Origin of the sequence: Streptomyces sp. NPDC048462, assembly GCF_043200175.1 — a bacterium.
GTDB lineage: Bacteria > Actinomycetota > Actinomycetes > Streptomycetales > Streptomycetaceae > Streptomyces.
The window spans coordinates 79,520-101,536 of sequence record NZ_JBICXG010000008.1 but is presented as its reverse complement, the minus strand read 5'-3'; the positions used below and the strand labels follow the sequence as shown (position 1 = coordinate 101,536).

16 protein-coding genes are annotated in these 22,017 nt (G+C 71.4%); 13 read left to right on the top strand and 3 right to left on the bottom strand.

Annotated elements, in window-relative coordinates:
- Positions 1–197 precede the first annotated feature (197 nt).
- From gatC to ACGFU6_RS16155, 10 genes are all read left to right on the top strand, one after another.
- Positions 198–494 carry an Asp-tRNA(Asn)/Glu-tRNA(Gln) amidotransferase subunit GatC gene (gatC, locus tag ACGFU6_RS16200; protein ID WP_003966094.1) on the top strand — a complete coding sequence of 99 codons (297 nt, stop codon included), beginning with the start codon at positions 198–200 and terminating at the stop codon, positions 492–494.
- Positions 495–500: 6 nt separating this feature from the next.
- Positions 501–2,003 carry an Asp-tRNA(Asn)/Glu-tRNA(Gln) amidotransferase subunit GatA gene (gene gatA, locus ACGFU6_RS16195; protein WP_393611342.1) on the top strand — a complete coding sequence of 501 codons (1,503 nt, stop codon included), beginning with the start codon at positions 501–503 and terminating at the stop codon, positions 2,001–2,003.
- Positions 2,000–2,242 carry a hypothetical protein gene (locus ACGFU6_RS16190; protein ID WP_148020961.1) on the top strand — a complete coding sequence of 81 codons (243 nt, stop codon included), beginning with the start codon at positions 2,000–2,002 and terminating at the stop codon, positions 2,240–2,242. The genes gatA and ACGFU6_RS16190 overlap by 4 nt, the downstream gene beginning before the upstream one ends.
- Before the next feature lie 17 nt (positions 2,243–2,259).
- Positions 2,260–3,771, top strand: coding sequence for an Asp-tRNA(Asn)/Glu-tRNA(Gln) amidotransferase subunit GatB (gene gatB / locus ACGFU6_RS16185; RefSeq protein ID WP_393611340.1), 1,512 nt, complete (start codon positions 2,260–2,262; stop codon positions 3,769–3,771).
- Between the two features lie 82 nt (positions 3,772–3,853).
- On the top strand, positions 3,854–5,113 hold the full coding sequence (locus ACGFU6_RS16180; RefSeq protein WP_393611571.1) for an SLC13 family permease: 1,260 nt from the start codon (positions 3,854–3,856) through the stop codon (positions 5,111–5,113).
- A gap of 176 nt (positions 5,114–5,289) precedes the next feature.
- Entirely contained in the window at positions 5,290–6,081 is a 792-nt protein-coding gene (locus ACGFU6_RS16175; RefSeq protein ID WP_393611339.1) for a class I SAM-dependent methyltransferase, read from the top strand.
- A gap of 221 nt (positions 6,082–6,302) precedes the next feature.
- Positions 6,303–8,525: an MMPL family transporter gene (locus tag ACGFU6_RS16170; protein ID WP_393611338.1), complete on the top strand. Its 2,223-nt coding sequence runs from the start codon at positions 6,303–6,305 to the stop codon at positions 8,523–8,525.
- 82 nt (positions 8,526–8,607) lie between these two features.
- Positions 8,608–9,291, top strand: coding sequence for a hypothetical protein (locus ACGFU6_RS16165; protein WP_393611337.1), 684 nt, complete (start codon positions 8,608–8,610; stop codon positions 9,289–9,291).
- Between the two features lie 234 nt (positions 9,292–9,525).
- Positions 9,526–9,705 carry a hypothetical protein gene (locus ACGFU6_RS16160; protein ID WP_393611336.1) on the top strand — a complete coding sequence of 60 codons (180 nt, stop codon included), beginning with the start codon at positions 9,526–9,528 and terminating at the stop codon, positions 9,703–9,705.
- 58 nt (positions 9,706–9,763) lie between these two features.
- Positions 9,764–12,928 (top strand): AAA family ATPase, encoded by a 3,165-nt coding sequence (locus ACGFU6_RS16155; protein WP_393611570.1) that lies wholly within the window; start codon positions 9,764–9,766, stop codon positions 12,926–12,928.
- 65 nt (positions 12,929–12,993) lie between these two features.
- Here the strand turns inward: ACGFU6_RS16155 and ACGFU6_RS16150 are convergent, their stop codons facing one another.
- From ACGFU6_RS16150 to ACGFU6_RS16140, 3 genes are all read right to left on the bottom strand, one after another.
- On the bottom strand, positions 12,994–13,236 hold the full coding sequence (locus ACGFU6_RS16150) for a DUF6191 domain-containing protein (RefSeq protein ID WP_393611334.1): 243 nt from the start codon (positions 13,234–13,236) through the stop codon (positions 12,994–12,996).
- A 31-nt stretch (positions 13,237–13,267) separates the two neighbouring features.
- The gene (locus ACGFU6_RS16145; RefSeq protein ID WP_393611568.1) at positions 13,268–14,446 is read right to left on the bottom strand and encodes a PQQ-dependent sugar dehydrogenase; all 1,179 of its coding nucleotides are present in this window, start codon (positions 14,444–14,446) and stop codon (positions 13,268–13,270) included.
- 303 nt (positions 14,447–14,749) lie between these two features.
- On the bottom strand, positions 14,750–15,742 hold the full coding sequence (locus tag ACGFU6_RS16140; RefSeq protein WP_393611332.1) for an aldo/keto reductase: 993 nt from the start codon (positions 15,740–15,742) through the stop codon (positions 14,750–14,752).
- 98 nt (positions 15,743–15,840) lie between these two features.
- Between ACGFU6_RS16140 and ACGFU6_RS16135 the strand changes: the two genes are divergently transcribed.
- From ACGFU6_RS16135 to ACGFU6_RS16125, 3 genes are all read left to right on the top strand, one after another.
- Entirely contained in the window at positions 15,841–16,803 is a 963-nt protein-coding gene (locus ACGFU6_RS16135; RefSeq protein ID WP_393611330.1) for a 2-hydroxyacid dehydrogenase, read from the top strand.
- Positions 16,804–16,988: 185 nt separating this feature from the next.
- A complete protein-coding gene (locus ACGFU6_RS16130; RefSeq protein WP_393611328.1) occupies positions 16,989–19,928 on the top strand; it encodes a putative bifunctional diguanylate cyclase/phosphodiesterase in 2,940 nt (979 codons plus the stop codon).
- Positions 19,929–20,145: 217 nt separating this feature from the next.
- The gene (locus tag ACGFU6_RS16125) at positions 20,146–22,002 is read left to right on the top strand and encodes an acetolactate synthase large subunit (protein WP_393611327.1); all 1,857 of its coding nucleotides are present in this window, start codon (positions 20,146–20,148) and stop codon (positions 22,000–22,002) included.
- The last annotated feature ends 15 nt before the right edge of the window (positions 22,003–22,017 follow it).

The following is a 22,017-nucleotide window of genomic DNA, read 5'->3' as shown; positions in this document are numbered from 1 at the left end:
ATTTCCACCTGCCGCGCGACGCCTGGCACGCACGCTCGCCGCGTTGCCGAAACGCCCACGTGGCTCCGCCACGAGGGCGCTCCGGCGCCTTGCGATCGCACGCACCGGACGCCGCGCGGCCCGTCCCTCGGACGGACGGTGGGAATGTGACGCCGGCCCCCGGCCAAAACCGCACACCAACCCCTGAGGATCGCTGCATGCCTGGCATCACGCGCGAGGAGGTCGCCCACCTCGCCCGGCTGGCGCGTCTGGAGCTGAAGGGCGAAGAGCTCGATCACTTCGCCGGTCAGCTCGACGACATCATCGGCGCGGTCGCCCGCGTCTCCGAGGTCGCCGACCAAGACGTACCGCCGACCTCCCATCCGCTGCCGCTGACCAACGTCATGCGGGCGGACGAGGTCCGTCCCTCGCTCACCCCCGCGCAGGCGCTCTCCGGCGCCCCGGCCCAGGAGCAGCAGCGTTTCAAGGTGCCGCAGATCCTGGGGGAGGACTAAAAAGCCATGACGGACATCAGCACCATCATCAAGCTCACCGCTGCCGAGACCGCCGCGAAGATCGCTTCCGGCGAGCTCACGGCCGTCGAGGTCACCGAGTCCCACCTGGCCCGGATCGAGGCCGTCGACGAGAAGGTCCACGCCTTCCTGCACGTCGACCGCGAGGGCGCCCTCGCGCAGGCCCGTGCCGTCGACGCGAAGCGGGCCGCGGGCGAGAAGCTCGGCCCGCTGGCCGGCGTCCCGCTCGCGCTCAAGGACATCTTCACCACGCAGGACATGCCGACCACCGTCGGCTCGAAGATCCTCGAAGGCTGGGTCCCGCCCTACGACGCGACCGTCACCAAGCGGCTCAAGGCCGCCGACGTCGTCATCCTCGGCAAGACCAACATGGACGAGTTCGCCATGGGGTCCTCCACCGAGAACAGCGCCTACGGCCCGACCGGCAACCCGTGGGACCTCACCCGCATCCCGGGCGGCTCCGGCGGCGGCTCCTCGGCCGCGCTGGCCTCCTTCGAGGCCCCGCTCGCGATCGGCACGGACACCGGCGGCTCGATCCGCCAGCCCGCCGCCGTCACCGGCACCGTCGGCGTCAAGCCCACCTACGGCGGCGTCTCCCGCTACGGCATGGTGGCCTTCTCCTCCTCCCTCGACCAGGGCGGCCCCTGCGCCCGCACGGTCCTGGACGCGGCGCTGCTGCACGAGGCGATCGCCGGACACGACCCGCTCGACTCGACCTCCATCGACGCCCCGGTCCCGCCGGTCGTCGAGGCCGCGCGCAACGGCTCCGTACAGGGCATGCGCGTCGGGGTCGTCAAGCAGTTCTCCGGCGAGGGCTACCAGGCCGGTGTCGTCCAGCGCTTCAACGAGTCGGTCGAGCTGCTGAAGTCGCTCGGCGCCACGGTCGTCGAGCTGGACTGTCCGTCCTTCGACCTCGGCCTTTCGGCGTACTACCTGATCGCGCCGTCCGAGTGCTCCTCGAACCTCGCCCGCTTCGACGCCATGCGCTACGGCCTGCGGGTCGGGGACGACGGCACGAAGTCCGCCGAGGACGTCACCGCGCTCACCCGCGAGGCCGGCTTCGGCGACGAGGTCAAGCGCCGCATCATCCTCGGTACGTACGCGCTCAGCTCCGGCTACTACGACGCGTACTACGGCTCCGCGCAGAAGGTCCGCACGCTGATCACGCGGGACTTCGAGAAGGCCTTCGAGCAGGTCGACGTCATCGTCTCCCCGACGACGCCCACCACCGCCTTCCCGATCGGCGAGCGCGCCGACGACCCGATGGCGATGTACCTCGCGGACCTGTGCACCATTCCGACCAACCTGGCCGGCAACGCCGCCATGTCGCTGCCCTGCGGCCTGGCGCCGGAGGACGGCCTGCCGGTCGGGCTGCAGATCATCGCCCCCGCCATGAAGGACGACCGGCTGTACAAGGTCGGAGCCGCCGTAGAGGCCGCCTTCGTGGAAAAGTGGGGGCACCCACTGCTTGAGGAGGCTCCGTCGCTATGAGCGCAATGGCTAAGAAGGCCAAGAACTTCAAGAAGTCCAAGACCGGCGCGTACGTGTCCATGGGTACTACCGCCTTCGGCGCGCTCAGCGTGTTCAAGCAGGTGAAGATGGCCCGCCAGGACAACGACACACTGCGGCTGATCGACGCCGCCGTGTCCGCCGCCGCCATCGTCACCGGCCTCGCGATCCTCTATCGCGAACTGAAGCGTCTCGGCGACGATGACGTCCTGCTGGGCTGAGAGGGAAAGTTTTCACCGTGACTGCTGTCATTGACCTGGAGTCGTACGAGGACGCCCTCGCGACGTACGACCCCGTCATGGGCCTCGAAGTCCATGTCGAGCTCGGCACCAAGACCAAGATGTTCTGCGGCTGCTCCACCGAGCTCAAGCAGGACGCCAACTCGCAGACCTGCCCGGTCTGCCTCGGGCTGCCCGGCGCGCTGCCGGTCGTCAACGAGATCGGCGTCGAGTCCGCCATCAAGATCGGTCTCGCGCTGAACTGCGGGATCGCCGAATGGTGCCGCTTCGCCCGGAAGAACTACTTCTATCCGGACATGCCGAAGAACTTCCAGACCTCCCAGTACGACGAGCCGATCGCCTTCGACGGCTATCTGGACGTCCAGCTGGAGGACGGGGAGATCTTCCGGGTGCAGATCGAGCGCGCCCACATGGAGGAGGACACCGGCAAGTCGACCCACGTCGGCGGCGCCACCGGCCGTATCCACGGCGCGTCCCACTCCCTGCTCGACTACAACCGCGCCGGCATCCCGCTCATCGAGATCGTCACCAAGCCGATCGAGGGAGCGGGCGCACGGGCACCCGAGGTCGCCAAGGCGTACGTCGCCGAGCTCCGCGAGCTCATCAAGGCGCTCGGCGTCTCGGAGGCCCGCATGGAGATGGGCCAGATGCGCTGCGACGTGAACCTGTCGCTGCGCCCGCACGGCCGCGAGGCGTTCGGTACCCGCTCCGAGACGAAGAACGTGAACTCGCTGCGTTCCGTCGAGCGCGCCGCCCGCTTCGAGATCCAGCGCCACGCCGCGGTGCTGAACTCCGGCGGCACGATCGTGCAGGAGACCCGGCACTTCCACGAGGAGGACGGCTCCACCACGGCCGGCCGCATCAAGGACAACGCCGAGGACTACCGCTACTTCCCGGAGCCGGACCTGGTGCCGGTCGCCCCGGCCCGGGAATGGGTCGAGGAGCTGCGGGGCGGGCTTCCCGAGCTGCCCCGGCTGCGCCGCGCACGGCTCAAGGAGGAGTGGGGTGCGTCCGAGCACGACATGCAGTCCATCCTCAACGCGGGCGCGGTCGAGCTGATCGTCGCCACGACCGAGGCGGGCGCGCCCTCGGACCAGGCCCGCAAGTGGTGGATGGGCGAGCTGGCCCGTAACGCCAACGAGACCGGCCGAGGCCTCGACGAGCTGCCCGTCACCCCGGTGCAGGTCGCCCGGGTGGCCGAACTCGTCGCCTCGGGCGACCTCAACGACAAGCTGGCCCGTCAGGTGCTGGAGGGTGTCCTCGCGGGCGAGGGCGACCCGGACACCGTCGTCGAGAAGCGCGGCCTGAAGGTCGTCTCCGACGAGGGCGCGCTGTCCACGGCGGTCGACGAGGCCATCGCGGGCAACGCGGCCGTCGCGGACAAGATCCGCGGCGGCAAGGTCGCCGCCGCCGGCGCCCTGGTCGGCGCCGTCATGAAGGCCACTCGTGGCCAGGCGGACGCGGCCCGGGTGCGCGAGCTGATCCTGGAGAAGCTCGGCGTGACGGGCTGAGCCCTTCCCGTTCGTCCCGAGGGGGCGGTGCGCCGGTTCCTGCCCGGCGCACCGCCCCTTTCACCGCTCCGGAGAGAGTCCGCTGAACACCGTCACCGCCGAGATCGTCTCCGTCGCCCTCCTGCTGGGGGTGCTGGCGTTCGCCGTCGTACGCCCCAGGGGTCTGCCGGAGGCGACCGTCGCCGTGCCCGCCGCGGTGCTCGTGATCGCGCTCGGCGCGGTCTCCTGGCCGCAGGCCCGCGCCCAGGTGGGCGACCTGCTGCCGGTCGTCGGATTCCTCGCCGCGATCCTGGTGCTGGCTCAGCTCTGCGCCGACGAGGGACTCTTCACGGCCGCCGGCGACCTGGTCGCCCGCGCCTGCGGCGGGCGGACCGGGCCACTGCTCGCGGGTGTCTTCGTCGTCGCTTCGGTGATCACGGCGGTGCTCAGCCTGGACGCCACCGTGGTCCTGCTGACCCCCGTCGTCCTCGCGACCGCCGCCCGCGTCGGAGCCCGCCCGCGCCCGTACGTGTACGCCTGCGCGCACCTCGCCAACTCCGCGTCGCTGCTGCTCCCCGTCTCCAATCTGACCAACCTCCTGGCGTTCACGGCCAGCGGCCTCTCCTTCACCCGTTTCGCCGCCCTGATGACGCTGCCGTGGCTGGCGGCGATCGCCGTCGAGTACGTCATCCTGCGCCGGTTCTTCGCGGCTGATCTGGCGGCGGGCGCGCACCCGCCGGAGCCCGACGGGGGCCGGCCTGGGCTGCCCGTCTTCACCCTGGTCGTCCTCCTGCTGACCCTGTGCGGATTCGTCGTGACCTCGTTCGCGGGCGCGGAGCCGCTGTGGGCGGCGCTGGCGGGCGCCGCCGTGCTGGCGGTCCGGGCGCTGGTGAAGCGGGAGACCACCGCGAAGCGCCTGGTGCACTCCGCCAACGTGCCGTTCTGCCTGTTCGTGCTGGCGCTGGGCGTCGTCGTCAAGGCGGTCGTCGATCACGGCCTGGGCACCGGTATCGCCCGCCTTCTGCCGGAGGGCTCCTCGCTGGGCGCGCTGCTGGCGGTGGCCGCCGTCGCGGCGGTGCTCGCCAACCTGATCAACAACCTGCCGGCGATCCTCGCCCTGCTCCCGGTCGTCGCGGCGGCCGGTCCGGGCCCGCTGCTGGCCGCGCTGATCGGGGTGAACCTCGGGCCGAACCTCACCTACGTCGGCTCGCTCGCCACCCTGCTGTGGCGCCGCATCCTGCACACCCACGACGAGCCGCCGGAGCTCGGCCACTTCACCAGGCTCGGGCTGCTGACCGTACCGGCGACGCTGGCGGTGTCGACGCTCGCGCTCTGGGGGGCGCTGCGGGTCATCGGGGTCTGACACCTGCCCGGTGGCCGGGGAACCCCGCGTGCCCGCGCACCGGGATCACCGGCCGCCGGCCCGAGGACAATTTCGTTGAGCCCGCGCCCGCGGTCGTGTTGGCTACGGGACAGCCCTGGGCGGCACCGAACCGTCAGTACCGCAGGTGACCGCCCGCCCGTAGCAGGGAGTAGGACGTGCAGGACGGTGTTGTCGACCCGGTTGCCCACAACCGGGCCGCCTGGGACAAGTACGTGCACGAGGGCAACGAGTGGTCGAGGCCGGTGAGTACCGAGGAGGTCGAGCGCGCCCGTTCGGGCGACTGGTCGATCGTTCTCATCGGGCACGAGCCGGTCGACCGCTCATGGCTGCCGGCGGACCTGACCGGCAGGGACGTGCTGTGCCTGGCCTCCGGAGGTGGCCAGCAGGGGCCGGTCCTCGCCGCCGCGGGGGCGCGCGTCACCGTATTCGACAACTCACCTCGCCAGCTCGGCCAGGACCGGACGGTCGCGGCGCGCGACGGACTGGAGCTGCGCACCGTCCTGGGCGACATGCGCGACCTCAGCGCCTTCGGCGACGCCGAGTTCGACGTCGTGTTCCATCCGGTCTCCAACCAGTTCGTACCGGACCCGGCAGCGGTGTGGCGTGAGTCCTTCCGAGTCCTGCGACCGGGTGGAACTCTCCTCGTGGGTTTCCTCAACCCTGATGTGTACCTGTTCGATCACGAGGCGCTCGACGAGCGCGGCGAGCTGGTCGTCGTGCACAAGCTGCCCTACAGCGATGTCACGCAGTACTCCGCCGAGGAACGCGCCACGAAGTTCGGCGCGGATGCCGCTCTCGAGTACAGCCACATCCTCACCGGCCAGATCGGCGGGCAACTCGCCGCGGGATTCGTCCTCACCGGCTTCGTGGAAGCGCCGCACCAGTCCGACGCATCCGCTGACTACATGTCGCACTATTTCGCGACACGGGCGGTCAAGCCGGGCTGACCCCGCCGAGGGGCCGGACCGGCCCCCGCTCACTGCGTCGGGCCCGGATGGCCGAAGCCATGTCGCCCATATGCGGATCCGACGCCTGTGAGTAAGGCCACGAATCGGGCAAAAGATCACAGTTGGCTGTCAGAGTGACGGTTCTCAAGGTCATGCGTTCTCCTGCGGACGGTTCTGTCGAGCCGTCCGCAGAGACCACGAACCCGCAGGGAGCTCGTCCCTTGGCTGCCATCGCCCGCTGGTGCATCGCACACCGCCTCGTCGCCGTCCTCATCTGGCTGCTGGCCCTCGGCGGCACGGCCGCCGGCGCGGCCATCGCGGGCAGTTCCTACACGAACGACTACGAGGCACCCGGCACCGAATCCGGCCAGGCCGCCGCGCTGCTGAAGAGCGGCTTCACGAATCTCGGCGGGGACACCGACACCATCGTCTGGCACACCGACGACTCCACCGTGCGGGCGGCCGACGTCGAACACGTGATGACCAGGACCCTGCACGCGGTCGGACAACTGCCCGGCGTCGGAGCCGTCAGCGGGCCCTACACCCAGGCAGGCGCCGGCCAGATCAGCTCGGACGGGCGTACCGCCTACGCCACGGTCACCTTCGACCGGCAGGCCGACGACGTACCGCCGGAGCAGGCCGAGGCGGTCGTCCACACCGCGAAGGCCGCTTCCGGCGAACACCTGCGGGTCGAGCTGGGCGGCTCGGCCATAGCCCTCACCGAGGCGCCCGCCGTGCACCTCAGCGAGGCCATCGGGGTCGTCGTCGCGGCCGTCGTGCTCTTCCTCGCCTTCGGCTCGCTCGCCGCCAGCATGCTGCCCATCGCCACCGCCCTCGTCTCCGTCGGAACGGCGTACGCGGGCATCGTGCTGCTCGGGCACGTGATGACCGTCGCCGACTTCGCCCCCATGCTCGGCATGCTCGTCGGGCTCGGCGTCGGCATCGACTACGCGCTCTTCATCGTCACCCGGCACCGCAGAGGGCTCAGGCGCGGCATGAGCGTCCCCGAGGCGGCCCAGTACGCGGTCGCGACGACCGGACGCGCCGTCGTATTCGCCGGGGCCACCGTCTGCATCGCGCTGCTGGGCATGCTGATCCTGCGGCTGAGCTTCCTCAACGGTGTCGCCGTCGCCGCCTCGCTCACCGTCGTGCTGACCGTGGCGGCCGCGGTGACCCTGCTGCCCGCCCTGCTGTCCCTCATCGGCATGCGGGCGCTGAGCGGACGCGAGCGCGGCCGGCTCGCCCGGTACGGCCCGCAGCCGGAGCCGCCCACCGGGTTCGCCGCGCGCTGGTCCGCCTTCGTGGAGCGGCACCCCAAGCTGCTCGGCGGGATCGCGGTGGCGGTGATGCTCGTCCTCGCGCTCCCCACCTTCTCGCTGCACCTGGGCAGCTCCGACCAGGGCAACAACGCGAAGTCCTCGACCACCCGGCAGGCGTACGACCTGCTGGGAGACGGATTCGGCCCCGGCGTCAACGGACCGCTGACCATCGCCGCGCGGCTGGACGGCGCGGACGACCGGCTGGCGATGGACGCGCTGCCCGCGACACTGCGGAGCACCGAGGGAGTCGCGTGGGCCTACCCCGTCACGTACAACTCCAGCGGCGACACCGCGTTCGTCACCGTCGTCCCCGATTCCGCGCCGCAATCCCGGCAGACCAGCGCGCTCGTCGACCGGCTGCGCACGGACGTAACTCCGAAGGCGGCCGACAACACCTCGCTCCAGACCCACGTGGGCGGTGTGACGGCCAGCTACGACGACTTCGCGCAGATCATCATCGGGAAACTCCCGCTCTTCATCGGCGTCGTCATAGGGCTCGGCTGCCTGCTCCTGCTGATGGCCTTCCGGTCGGTCGGCATCCCGCTGAAGGCGGCGGCGATGAACGTGGCGGCGGTCGCCTCCTCGTTCGGCGTGGTCGTCGCGATCTTCCAGTGGGGGTGGGGGAGCGAACTGCTCGGGCTGGGCAGCTCGGGCCCGATCGAACCCTTCCTGCCGGTCATCATGGTGTCCGTGCTGTTCGGCCTCTCCATGGACTACCAGGTGTTCCTGGTCGGCCGGATGTACGAGGAGTGGCTGGAGACCGGCGACAACCGGCGGGCGGTCCGGGTCGGCCTCGCCGAGACCAGCCGGGTGATCAACTCGGCCGCGGTGATCATGATCTCGGTCTTCCTCGCCTTCGTGCTCAGCGGCGACCGGGTCATCGCGATGTTCGGGATCGCGCTGGCCGCAGCCGTGGCCCTGGATGCCTTCGTCCTGCGCACGCTGCTGGTTCCCGCCCTGATGCACCTGCTGGGCGGGGCGAACTGGTGGCTGCCCGGCTGGCTGGACCGCAGGCTGCCGCGCCTCAGCATCGAGCCGCCCGGATGCCGGCCGCCGCGTGCGCGGATCCCGGCGGCGGGCGCGAGCCCGGACGGCGAGGCGGTGCCGGCCGCCGCGAGACGGTGACGAGGCCTTGCCGGCCGCCGCGGGACGTCAGGGCCGCAGGACGTTAAGAACGTTCTCATCCGGGACGCCTAGCGTGCGGGAAATGAACCCCACCACTCCCACTACTCCCACAGCTCCCGTCGCCGAGGGCGACGGAGAGAAGAAGACGGCCGAGAACGCCGTCACCGACACCGCCGGCACCAAGGACGCGGCGGACCGGTCCGAGACGGCGGGGCGGCTCGACAAGGCACCCACGGAGTCCGCGGAGCCCGCGGACCTCAGCGACGGGGCGGACGCCGACCCGGACGCAGCGGAGCACGACCCGGACCTGGACCTCGACCTGGACGACGACACCGACACCGACAAGGAGTCCGCCGGTCTCGGCACCGCCGCGGCGGCCGTCGTCTCCGTCGGCCTCGGCATCGTCTCGCTCAGCGGAGCCTGGAGCGGCCGGGTCGCCGCCGAGCGCGAGACCCTGATCGGGCAGATCAAGACGTCGTCCGGTGGCTCGGCCGCCCAGCAGATCTCCGAGATCTACGGCGACGCCTGGCACGCCACCGCCCTGGTCAACGGGATCTTCGGCCTCGTCGCCCTGCTGGTCGGCTGCTACGTCCTGGTCCGGCCCGCGTTCGGCGCCCCGTCCGCGCACCCGCAGGCCGGCTGGGTCCGCGCGGTGGCCAAGGGCGGCATCGCACTCGGTGTGATCGGCGTGCTGGTCGCCGTGGGCATGTACTTCGACCTCATCGTCGCCCTGCCCACGGCGGCGGCGCCCGCAGCGGGAAGCTGACCCCGCGCACAGGCACTCACACCCCTGCGTACGGCGCCCCCCGGAGCCTCCTAAGGCATCCGCGGGGGCGTTCGCGGTCCGGGTGCGGCGCGTAGGGCACGCGCCTAAGGCGTCGGGCCGCCAGAGATGCGGAACTCGCCCGATGCGGCACCACCCCCTGGGGGACGAGAGTGGAGGCACGGCAGACGAACTGCCGCCACCGGGCCAAACGGCCCACGTCACCAGGGGAATCACATGTACGAGTTCGAGCTCCACAAGGTCATGCAGGCCGAACTGATCCGCCGCGCCGACGCCGAGCGGCTCGCCCGCGAAGCACGTCGCGCCGACCGGGCCGCCCGCAGTTCGGCACGCAAGGAGCGCGAGAGGACGGTGAGTGCGGACAGCGATCGCCAACGGTTCGCGCACGCCGCGTAAGGGCCGAAAGACGATGTCCGGCCGGCTGCCCGGATCCGAGCTGTCAGACGTGTATGCGATGCTCGGCTCCGTGGAGACCAGGTCAGTCAGTCCCGTGTTCGTCGGCCGCGCAAATGAACTCACCTCACTCACCGACGCGCTCGCCCGCGCCACCGCCGAGGGCGCAGGCCCGGACGGCTGCGCCTGCGGGGAACCGCAGGCGCTGCTCGTCGGCGGCGAGGCAGGCGTCGGCAAGACCCGTCTGGTCGAGGAGTTCCTCGCCGTGGCGGCCCGCCGCGGGGCCGTCGTCGCCGTGGGCGGCTGTGTGGAGATCGGCGCGGACGGCCTGCCCTACGCCCCGTTCTCCGCCGCCCTGCGCGCCCTGCGCCGCACCCTCCCGGACGAGATGGCCGCCGCCTGCGCCGGGCAGGAGAGCGAACTGGCCCGGCTCCTTCCCGAACTCGGCGAACCGGGCCTGGACTCGGCCGACGAGCACGGCACCGCCCGGCTCTTCGAGCTCACCGGCCGGCTGCTGGAGCGCATCTCGGCGCAGCGCGCCGTCGTCCTGGTCCTGGAGGACCTGCACTGGTCCGACGCCTCCACCCGCCACCTCCTCGCCTACCTGTTCCGTACGCTGCGCACCGGCCGCCTCGTCGTGGTCGGCACCTACCGGGCCGACGACATCCACCGCCGCCACCCACTGCGCCCGCTCCTGGCCGAACTGGACCGCCTGCGCACCGTCCGCCGCATCGAGCTCGCCCGCTTCAACCGGGCCGAGGTCCGCCGCCAGCTCGCCGGAATCCTCGCCGACACCCCCGAACCCACCCTGGTGGACGAGGTGTTCGAGCGCTCCGACGGCAACGCCTTCTTCGTCGAGGAGCTCGCCTGCAGCCTGGAGTGCGGTGACGGCGCCGGAGTCCCCGACTCACTGCGCGACCTCCTCCTGGTCCGGGTCGAAACACTCACCGACGACGCACAACGGGTCGCCCGGGTCGTGGCCGAAGGCGGTTCCACCGTCGAGTACGAGCTGCTGGCCGCCGTCGCCGGCCTCACCGAGGACGACCTCATCGAAGCCCTGCGCGGAGCGGTCGGCGCAAATCTGCTGCTCACCACCCCGGAGGGCAACGGCTACCGCTTCCGGCACTCCCTGGTCCGCGAGGCCGTCAGCGACGACCTGCTGCCGGGCGAACGCTCCCGCATCAACCGCCGTTACGCCGAGGCCCTGGAGGCCGACCCCACCCTCGTCCGCGACGGGGAACGCGCCACCCGCCTGGCCAGCTACTGGTACGGCGCGCACGACGCGGCCAAGGCCCTGCCCGCCGTGCTGAGGGCCTCGGTCGAAGCACGCCACCGCAACGCCTTCTCCGAGCAGCTGCGTCTGCTGGAACGGGCCATGGAGCTGTGGGACGACGCCCCCGAAGAGGTGCGCGGCACGCTGCGCCCCATCGACTACGCCGAGGTCTACCCGGCCTGCGGCTGCGACAGCGCCACCCCGCTGAGGTACATCGACCTGATGGCGGAGGCCACGGTCGCCGCCCGCTTCGGCAGCGACCGCGAACGGGCCCTCACCCTCTGCAAGAAGGCCCTGCGCATCCTGGAGGGCGAGAACGACGCGCTGCGCGCCGCCTGGTTCTGGGTCCAGCGCTCCCGGCTCGTCCAGGATCTCGCCCGCGGCGACGGCTGGGAGGAACTGGCCACCGCCGAGGAGCTCGTCCGCGGACTGCCCCCGTCGGCCGTGCACGCCGACGTGCTGATGATGGTGGCCGGCTGGGGCGCCCTGCACCGGCCCGGCGCCGACACGCTCGTCGCCGCGGACCGGGCCGTGGAGTACGCGCGGCTGGTCGGTGACGAGTACATCGAGCTGCACGCCCGGCTCACCCGGGGCTGGCTGACCGCCGAAGCCGGCGACATCGACGGCAGCATCGCGGAGATGTACGCCGTCCGTGACCGGGCCGACGAGCTGTGCCTCGTCGGCATCATGGGCCGCGCGAGCATCAACCTCCCCTCGACCCTCGAAGCCGTGGGCCGTTCCCTGGAAGCGGTGGCCGCCGCCGACCACGGGATCGAGATCTGCCACAGTCACGGCATAGCCGACACGGAGGCCTGGGTCCGCACCAACCAGGCGATGTCCCTGTACTCGCTGGGCCACTGGGACGAGGCCCTGGCCACCACCGAGGCCGCCGCCCGGGTCGCGCAGTCCCGCAAGGCCCAGGGCCTGGTCGCCGCCCGCCGCACCGAAGTGGCCCTGGCACGCGGAGACTTCGACGAGGCCGAACGGCAACTCGCACTGAACAAGCGAAGCTTCGGCTCCCGCGACCCGCAGCCCCAGCACTTCATCAACGCCGTGCGCCACACCATCACCCTCGCCGTGCAGCAGGGCCGTCTCAGCGAGGCCCGGACGGCCTTCGAGGCCCAGGCGGAGGCCGGCTTCCCCACCGGCACCCAGCGGTACGCCCTGCCTCTGCTGCACGTCGTCGCGGCGGCCGAGGCCGACGCCCGCGGCCTGCCCGCCACCGAGCCGGGCCGGCCGGCGAACCTCGCGCTGATCCGCACCCACCTCAAACGGCTGCCGATGCTCGTCCCGGTATGGGCGGCCTACGGCGTGCTCGTCGATGCCGAACTGGCCCGCGCCGAGGGCCTCGACACCCCTGACCACTGGTCCCTCGCGGCCAAGGCCTTCGCGCCGCTGGACCGCCCGTACGAACTGGCCCAGGTCCGTCACCGCTGGGCCGAGGCGCTCCTCGTGGCCTCCGCCGACCGCGCCACGGCCACCGCCCTGCTGCGCGACGCCCACGGCACGTCCCTGCGCCTCGGCGCGCGCCCGCTGACCGAGACCATCGAGCTGCTGGCCGGCCGTGCCCGCATCAGGCTCATCGCCCCCGAGGGGCCGCACGGCCCCGGCTTCGGTTCAGGTTCCGGGGCGGGGATCGTGGAGGCCGTCACGGTCCCGGACGGCGACACCGACGAGCAGACCACCGGCCGGGACCACTCCGAGGAGCAGCTCAGGGCCGCGGCCGCCGCCGCGGTGGAGTCCTTCGGGCTGACCCGGCGCGAGCAGGACGTGCACCGGCTCGTCGCGGACGGCCACACCAACCGCAGGATCGCCGAGGAGCTGTACATCTCGCCCAAGACCGCGAGCGTGCACGTCTCCAACATCCTGGCCAAGCTCGGGGTGGCCAGCCGGGGCGAGGCCGCCGCGCTCGCCCACCGCCTGCGCCTCTACCCCACACCGACGGGCTCGTAGACGCTCTTGCGACGTGTGACGTGTGGCTTCGCGGCCGGGCCGGCGGGAGACCGTGCCTCGCCGGATCAGTCCCCGGCGGCGGAGCCCCGGGGCGGTGCCGCATCCCCCGCATCGGCATCCGCGTCAGCGTCGGCGTCCGCGTCCCCGGTGCCGGGCCGGCGGACCACCACCTTGCCCGAGGTGAGGTCTATCGGGCCGCGCGCCGGGTCACCGATGCCGAGATCCACCCGGCTCAGCTCCAGCCGCCGCTGTTCCTCGGCAGCGTGCTTGCGGCCGGGTGCGAAGAGTTCCTCGAAGAAGTTGAACACGGGCCGCGCACCCTTCCGCCTGCTGTAGCCGCTACCGCACCTCCAGCACCAGGATCCTGTCGTCTCCCGGCTTCGGGGTGCCACGGGTGTCCGTCTCGCTCGTGACGAGATAGAGCTTGTTTCCGCCCGCCGCCAGCACCGTGCGCAGACGGCCGTACTTCCCCTTCAGGAACGACTGCGGGGCCGCCAGAGGTTCCTTGCTCTCGTCGCCGGAGAGCGGGATCCGCCAGAGCCGCTCACCTCGCAGACCGGCCATCCAGATGGAACCCTTGGCGAAGGCGATACCGCTCGGCGACGCCTCGGACGTCTTCCACTGTGCCACGGGGTCGAGGAAACCCTTCTCGCCCGCCTTGCCCTCGGCGTCCGGCCAGCCGTAGTTCCCACCTGGCACGATCCGGTTCAGCTCGTCCCAGGTGTCCTGGCCGAACTCGGACGCCCACAGCTGCTTGTGGCTGTCCCAGGCGAGGCCCTGCACATTGCGGTGACCGTAGGAATACACCACGGAGTCGGCCTGCGGATTGCCGTGCAGCGGCTCGCCGTCCGGCGTCATCCGGAGGATCTTGCCGGCCAGTGACTTCTTGTCCTGCGCGTAGCCGTGATCCCCCGTCTCGCCCGTCCCCGCGTACAGCATGTGGTCCGGGCCGAAGGCGATCCGTCCCCCGTTGTGGATGGAGCCCTTCGGGATGCCCCGCAGAATCGTGTCGGGAGCGCCCAGCAGCTGACCGGGTGTCGTCCCCTTCTCGTCGTAGAGCATGCGGGCGATGCGGTTGTCCGATGCGGTGGTGAAGTACGCGTACACCAGGTGGTCCGTGCCGAAGGCGGGGGAGACCGCGATACCCAGCAGCCCGCCCTCCCCGTCGGGGGCCACCCCGGGCACGGCGCCCAGCAGCGTCTTCTTCCCGCTCTCCGCGTCCACCCTGGTGATCGTTCCCTTGTCGCGCGAGGACACCAGCAGGTCACCGTCCGGCAGGGCCGTGAGGCCCCACGGAGAGTCCAGCCCCTTCGTGAGGGTCGAGACCACCTTCACCGAGCCCTTCGCGGGCGGCAGATCGGCCGCAGGACGCGAGGCGGACGGCGAGGGCGGGGCCGGCTTGCTCGATCCGGCCTTCGGCGACCCGGTCGGTGAGCTCGCGCCCTGGCCCGCCGTGTTCTCCACCCCCTCTTGCGACGAACATCCCGCGGCCAGCAGCAGGGCACCGCTCGCCAGCAGGGCGACCGCACCCCGCCGCGCTCCCGCCCCCGTACCCCGCCGTGCCGCACTCGGCCGCGTGAGGCGACCACTCCCGTGAGACGTCGTGTCACGCCCCACCGGGTCCTGCCCAGATCCGAACACCGCACCGATCCCTTCGACGGCCGCCTGTCTACTGTTCTTACACCGCGGCCCGGCCCAAGGTTCCCGATGACGGCCGACTTTCTCGATCAGAGATTCAGAGATCAGAGATTCAGAGATCAGGGACCAGAGGTCGGATATCAGAGACCAGAGGTCGGGGATCGGGCACCGAGAGCCTCCCGCTCAGTCCCACGACTCCCGCGCCGGCGGCAGCCGGTCCATCTCCGCCAGGTCCCGCTCCGTCAGCGTCAGACCGGCCGCCCCCGCGTTCTCCACCGCCCAGCGCTCCCGCCTGGTCCCGGGTACCGGAACCACCTGCGGGCCCTGCCGCAGCGCCCAGGCCAGCGCCACCTGCGCGGGCGTCGCCCCGTGCCGGCCGGCCACCCGCCGCAGGCCCACCACCACCGGCTGGTTCGCCGCCATCATCTCGGCGGTGAACCGTGGATGCCGGGCCCGCAGATCCTCCGGCTCGAAGCCCTGCCCCGGCGTGAGCGTCCCCGTCAGGTACCCGTTCCCCAGCGGCATCGCCGCCAGGAACCCCACACCCCGTGCGGCACACCACGGCAGCAGCGAGTCCAGCGCCTGCGGCGACCACACCGAGAGCTCCGCCTGCACCGCGCTGACCGGAAAGACCTGCTGTACGCGTTCCAGCTGGCGGATCGTTGCGTCGTGCATCCGCGCCCCCGGCCGGCGCGAGGCCCGCGCCCCGACCGCGCACAGCCCCAGTGCCCGGACCTTCCCCGCGGCCACCAGCTCCGCCATCGCACCCCAGGTCTCCTCGACCGGCACATCCGGGTCGGCCCGGTGCAGTTGGTACAGATCGATCACATCGGTCTGCAGCCGGCGCAACGAGGCGTCGCACGCCCGCCGCACGTAGCCGGGCCGGCCGTCGGCCACGATGTGCTGATCACCCACCAACAGCCCGCACTTGGTGGAGACGAAGGCCTGCGAACGGCGCCCCTTCAGCGCCCGCCCCAACAGCAGCTCATTGGTGAACGGGCCGTACATATCGGCCGTGTCGAGCAATTGGACGCCCGCGTCTAGCGCCGCGTGCACCGTGCGCAACGCGCCGTCGCCACGCTGCTGCGAGGCGCCGTACGCCCAGCTCATCGGCATGCAGCCGAGACCGACCGCGCCCACGGCGAGCGCCGCCGCGCCGAGACTCCTGCGCTCCAACTCCCCGCACCCTTCCTCGGCCCCGCCGGCACGGGGCCACACTCCGCACCCACAAACTAACCTCTGCTCCCCGCGCGCCGTCGCATAGCCTCCTGACCATGACTTCCACCACGAATTCCATCGCTGCCCCCGAAGTGTGGCTGCCGATCGAGGCCGACGGGATCGAGGGGCTCCCCGAGGGTCTCAACTACCGTTTCTGGAACGGCGAGCAGGACTACCCGGCCGACCCCGCGCACTGCGCGTTCTACGTCGTTCCGTATATGAAGGGCCCCCAGGTCGCGGTCCGTCCGCTCGCCGGGATGAGCTCGGTACAGGTCGTGCAGACCCTCTCCGCGGGCATCGACCACGTCGAGCCGGGGCTGGGCCTGCTGCCCGCCGGTGTGCGGCTGTGCAACGCCAAGGGGGTCCACGAGGCGTCCACCGCCGAGCTGGCCCTCGCCCTGATCCTCGCCTCCCTGCGCGGCTTCCCCGGGTTCGTGCACGGCCAGGACAACGAGGAGTGGCGGGCCGGGTTCTACCCGGCGCTGGCCGACAAGTCGGTGCTGATCGTGGGGTACGGATCGATCGGCTCCGCGATAGAGGACCGGCTCGCACCCTTCGAGTGCGCGCGGGTGACGCGCGTCGCACGCTCTGCGCGGACAACCGCACGCGGGCCCGTACATACGCTCGACGACCTGCCCGCGCTGCTGCCCGAGGCCGACATCGTGATTCTGTCCACCCCGCTGAACCCCTCCACACAGGGCCTGGTGAGCGCGGACTTCCTCGCGGCGATGCGGGACGGAGCACTGCTGGTGAACGTCGCCCGGGGCGGCGTCGTCGACACCAAGGCCCTGCTGTCCGAACTCGAGTCCGGCCGGCTGCACGCCGCACTCGACGTCACCGACCCGGAACCACTCCCTTCCGGCCATCCCCTCTGGCATGCTCCGAACGTCCTGATCACTCCGCATGTGGGCGGCAGCACCTCGGCGTTCCTGCCCCGGGCCAAGCGGCTGATCGCCGGACAGCTCAGCCGGTTCGCCGCCGGGGAACCGCTCCACAACGTCGTGCGCACCACCGGCTGACCGCGCCGCGGGCACCCTCCGCGGTACTCGCGGCCGACAACTCCCCAGGTCGTCACGGAGAGTAGAGGAACTATGTCCCTGCGTGACGAGTCTGGTGTATCGTCCCGAAAGGGAGGCTGCGCCGTGGAAGGGACGGCGCCGGGGAGGAAGCCACACGCGAGGGGGCGACGGGCGATGTACGGCCGATGGGCGAACGATCCGACACGGCGGGGTGGCCACGGACGGCCGGCGGCGCGTCCGGTGCGCCGGCGCCGCCTCCGTCCGGCGACCGCGGGGGCACCCCGGTGAGCGCGCCGGCGAGCACCCGCGGAGCCCTACTGGCCCGGGGGGCGGCCGTCGGCAGGACGCCCGCGCTCCTGCCTCAGCTCCTCCTCGGCCTCGCCTGCGCCGGATACGCGGTGGGTGCCGGGCTGGGCTGGGGCTCGGCACGAATGGCGCTCTTCATGGGCGACTTCGGCCTCAGCACCGCCGCCCTGGCGGCCGCCGTCTCCTGCTTCCTGTTCGCCCGCGCGGCGGACAACCGCTTCCGGCCCGCCTGGCTGCTGTTCTCGCTCTCCTCGCTGATGGCCGCCGGGGGCAACGCGGTCTGGGGGTGGTACGAGTTCGTGCGCGGGCTCCCCGTACCGAGCCCCTCCCTCGCGGACCTCTTCTACCTCTGCTTCGCGCCGCCCGCGATCGTCGGGCTGCTCGTCCTCGCCAAGCGCCCCGTCACCCGGGCCGGCTGGGTCTGCCTGGCGCTCGACTCCTGGCTGATCGGCGGATCGCTCCTCACGCTCTCCTGGAGCCTCGCCCTCGCCCACACAGCGCATCTGGCGGACGTCGAGGGCGCCAGCGTGGCGCGGGCGGCGCTCTCGCTGGCCTACCCGCTGCTCGACATCGTGCTGGTCTCCATGGTCCTGGCGCTGCACTTCCGGCGTTCCAGCGTCAACCGCGCCGCGGTGAACACCGCCATCGCCGCCCTCGCCCTGACCGTCCTGTGCGACGCCCTGTTCACCTCGCCGCTGCTGCGCCAGACCTACCACTCGGGCCAGTTGCTCGACGCGGGCTGGTTCGCCGGTTCGCTGCTCCTCGCCTACGCGCCCTGGGGCGCCGGCCGCGAGGAGGACAACGCTGTCCAGGAGCGGGCCGCACCGCCCCGTACCACCAGCCGACCCATCGCCGGATCACTGGCCGCGCTCACGCCCTATCTCGCCGCCGCCGTGTGCACCCTGGGCATCCTCTACAACGTCATCGAGGGCCGCAGGGTGGACCGGGTGGTGGTCTTCACCGGGTGCACGGTGGTGCTGGCGCTGGTCGTCCGGCAGGGCATCATGCTCGTCGACAACATCGCCCTCACCCAGGAACTGGCCCAGAAGGAGAACCACTTCCGCTCCCTGGTACAGGGCTCCAGCGACGTCATCATGATCGCCGCCCCCACCGGCATACTCCGCTACGTCAGCCCCGCCGCCTCCGGCGTCTACGGGCGCGAGGCCGACGATCTGATCGGCGCCGAGCTGGCCTCGATCATCCACCCCGACGACCTGGGCGCGGTGGTGCACGAGGTGCGCCGCTTCCTCGCCGCCCCGCCGGCCGAGGAGCCCACCACCCGGATCGAGTGCCGCTTCAGGTCCGGCAGCGGCGAATGGCTGAACGTCGAGTCCACCGTCAACCGCCACCAGGGCGGGCTGATCCTCAACAGCCGCGACGTCACCGAACGGGTCAGGCTGCAGGCCCAGTTGCAGCACAACGCGGAGCACGACCCGCTCACCGACCTGCCCAACCGCGCACTGTTCACTGACCGGGTCCGCCGCACCCTCGGCGGCCGCCGGTCCGGTGACGCGGGCACCGCCGTTCTCTTCATCGACCTCGACGGCTTCAAGGCCGCCAACGACCGGCTCGGTCACCAGGCGGGCGACGAGCTCCTCATCCAGGCCGCCCGCCGCCTCCAGGACTCCGTACGCGCCGGGGACACCGCGGCCAGGCTCGGCGGTGACGAGTTCGCCGCACTCATCGTCGGGGACGGCAGCCGCGAGCAGACCGCCCGCGAGTACCAGGTCCACGAGATCGCCGACCGGCTGCGCCTCACCCTCTCCCGGCCCTACCGGATCGGTGCGGGCGAGGTCCGGGTCACCGCCTCCATCGGCGTCGCCTTCGCGGAGCCCGCCATCACCCCCAACGACCTCATGCGCAACGCCGACCTCGCCATGTACCGCGCCAAGGCCGGCGGCAAGGACCGCGTCGAGCTGTACGCCCCGCAGATGCAGGCCGAGGTGGTACGCCGCTCCGAACTGGCCGCCCGGCTGCGCACCGCCCTGCGCGACGGCGAGTTCGCGCTCCTCCACCAGCCCGTGGTGCACCTGACCAGCGGTACGGTCGCCGCCGTCGCGGCGCAGGCCCGCTGGCGCTCCGCCCAGGGCATCCTCTTCACCCCCGCCGAGTTCCTCCGCGTCGCCGAGGACAGCGACCGGACCGCCGAGCTCGGCCGCTGGCTCCTCGAAGAGGCCGTCGAGCAGGCCGCCGACCGGGCCCGCGCCGGACACCAGGTCTCCGTAGCCGTCCGGCTCTCCGCCCGCAGGCTGCTCGACAAGGGGCCGCCGTTGGGTTCCGTCGAGGCACTGCTCACCCGCTACGGGCTGCCGTCGGGGGCGCTCATGATCGAGGTCTCCGACAGCGACCCGAGAGTCTCCTTCGACGAACTCGAACAACGGCTTGTCGCCCTGCGCCGGCTCGGCGTGCGCATCGCGCTCGACGGCTTCGGCAGCGGCTACGCCGCGATCAACGCCCTGCGCCGGCTCCCCATCGACGTACTGAAACTGGACCGCGGCCTGGTCGAGGGCGTCGTCGAGTCCGCCCGGCTGCACAAGATCACCAGCGGGCTGCTGCGCATCGCGTGCGACCTCGGCATGCAGTCCGTGGCCGACGGCGTCGACGTACCGGAACAGGTCCTCGCGCTGCGTGCCATGGGCTGTACGCACGGCCAGGGGATGGCCTTCTCCGGGCCGCTGGACGAGTACCGGCTGCGCCGCGCCCTGGTCCGCGGCGAGTTCCCGGTGCCCGGTGGCGGCCCCGCGCAGCCGGTCCTGGCGGGCGGCTCGATCCCGCTCCTCACCGGCTCACATGTTGAGACGCCCGTCCCACCCACTTGACACGCCGAGTGCGTCGGAGAGAGGGTCAATGCCATGCGCACCCGAATTCTCGTACTTGGAAAGCGCGTCGGCTGAAGCAGAGTCCCGCACTGACACTCTGCAGACCGCACCGGCGCGCTCCCCTCGCTTGCCTCACGGCACGAGGGGTTTTTTGTTGCACCGGTACTACGCAAAACGTCGTAAAACACTCGCAAAAACCCTCAGCTTCGAGAAGAGAATGCCGATGACCGAGCAGGCCACCGGGGCCCACCATCCCCAGCCGCGCGCCCGTAACGGCGGATCGTCGTCCGCCACCGTTGAGCACGTCACGGGCGCTCAGTCCCTCATCCGCTCCCTCGAGGAGGTGGGGGCCGACACGGTATTCGGCATTCCCGGCGGCGCCATTCTTCCGGCGTACGACCCGATGATGGACTCCTCCCGGGTCCGCCACGTGCTCGTCCGTCACGAGCAGGGCGCCGGTCACGCGGCCACCGGTTACGCGCAGGCCACCGGCAAGGTCGGCGTCTGCATGGCGACGAGCGGCCCCGGCGCGACCAACCTGGTCACGCCGATCGCCGACGCCTACCTCGACTCGGTGCCGATCGTCGCGATCACCGGCCAGGTGGCCTCCGCCGCCATCGGGACCGACGCCTTCCAGGAGGCGGACATCGTCGGCATCACGATGCCGGTCACCAAGCACAACTTCCTGGTCACCAAGGCCGAGGACATCCCGCACACGATCGCCGAGGCCTTCCACATCGCCTCCAGCGGCCGTCCGGGACCGGTCCTGGTCGACATCGCCAAGGACGCGCTCCAGGCGAAGACCACCTTCAGCTGGCCGCCCACCCAGGACCTGCCCGGCTACCGGCCCGTCACCAAGCCGCACGCCAAGCAGATCCGCGAGGCCGCCAAGCTCATCGTCCAGGCCAAGCGCCCCGTGCTGTACGTCGGCGGCGGCGTCATGAAGGCCGGGGCCACCGCCGAACTCAAGGTGCTGGCCGAGCTGACCGGAGCGCCCGTCACCACCACACTGATGGCGCTCGGCTCCTTCCCCGACAGCCACCCGCTGCACGTGGGAATGCCCGGTATGCACGGTTCGGTCACCGCCGTCACCGCGCTGCAGAAGGCCGACCTGCTCATCACACTCGGTGCCCGGTTCGACGACCGGGTCACCGGCAAGCTGGACAGCTTCGCCCCGTACGCCAAGGTCGTGCACGCCGACATCGACCCGGCGGAGATCGGCAAGAACCGCGCCGCCGACGTGCCGATCGTCGGTGACGCCCGCGAGGTGATCGCCGATCTCGTGCAGGCGGTCCAGGCCGAGCACACCGAGGGCAACACCGGCGACTACGAAGCCTGGTGGAAGGACCTCAACCGGTGGCGTGACACCTACCCGGTCGGCTACGACCTGCCGGAGGACGGCAGCCTCTCGCCGCAGCAGGTCATCCAGCGCGTCGGCGAGCTCGCCCCGCCGGACACGATCTTCGCGGCCGGCGTCGGCCAGCACCAGATGTGGGCCTCGCACTTCATCAAGTACGAGCAGCCCGCCACCTGGCTGAACTCCGGCGGCGCCGGGACGATGGGGTACGCGGTCCCGGCTGCGATGGGTGCCAAGGCCGGCATGCCGGACCGCACGGTCTGGGCGATCGACGGCGACGGCTGCTTCCAGATGACCAATCAGGAACTCACCACCTGCGCGCTCAACAACATCCCGATCAAGGTCGCGATCATCAACAACGGCGCGCTCGGGATGGTCCGCCAGTGGCAGACCCTGTTCTACAACCAGCGCTACTCCAACACGGTGCTGCACTCCGGCACCGACACGGACGGCGTCCCGGCGAAGGGCACCCGGGTGCCCGACTTCGTCAAGCTGTCCGAGGCCATGGGCTGCTACGCGATCCGCTGCGAGGACCCGGCCGACCTGGACAAGGTCATCGCCGAGGCCAACTCGATCAACGACCGCCCGGTCGTCATCGACTTCATCGTCCACGAGGACGCCATGGTGTGGCCGATGGTCGCCGCAGGCACCTCCAACGACGAGGTCATGGCCGCCCGGGGCGTCCGCCCCGACTTCGGCGACAACGAAGACGACTGAGAGACAGAGAGAGAC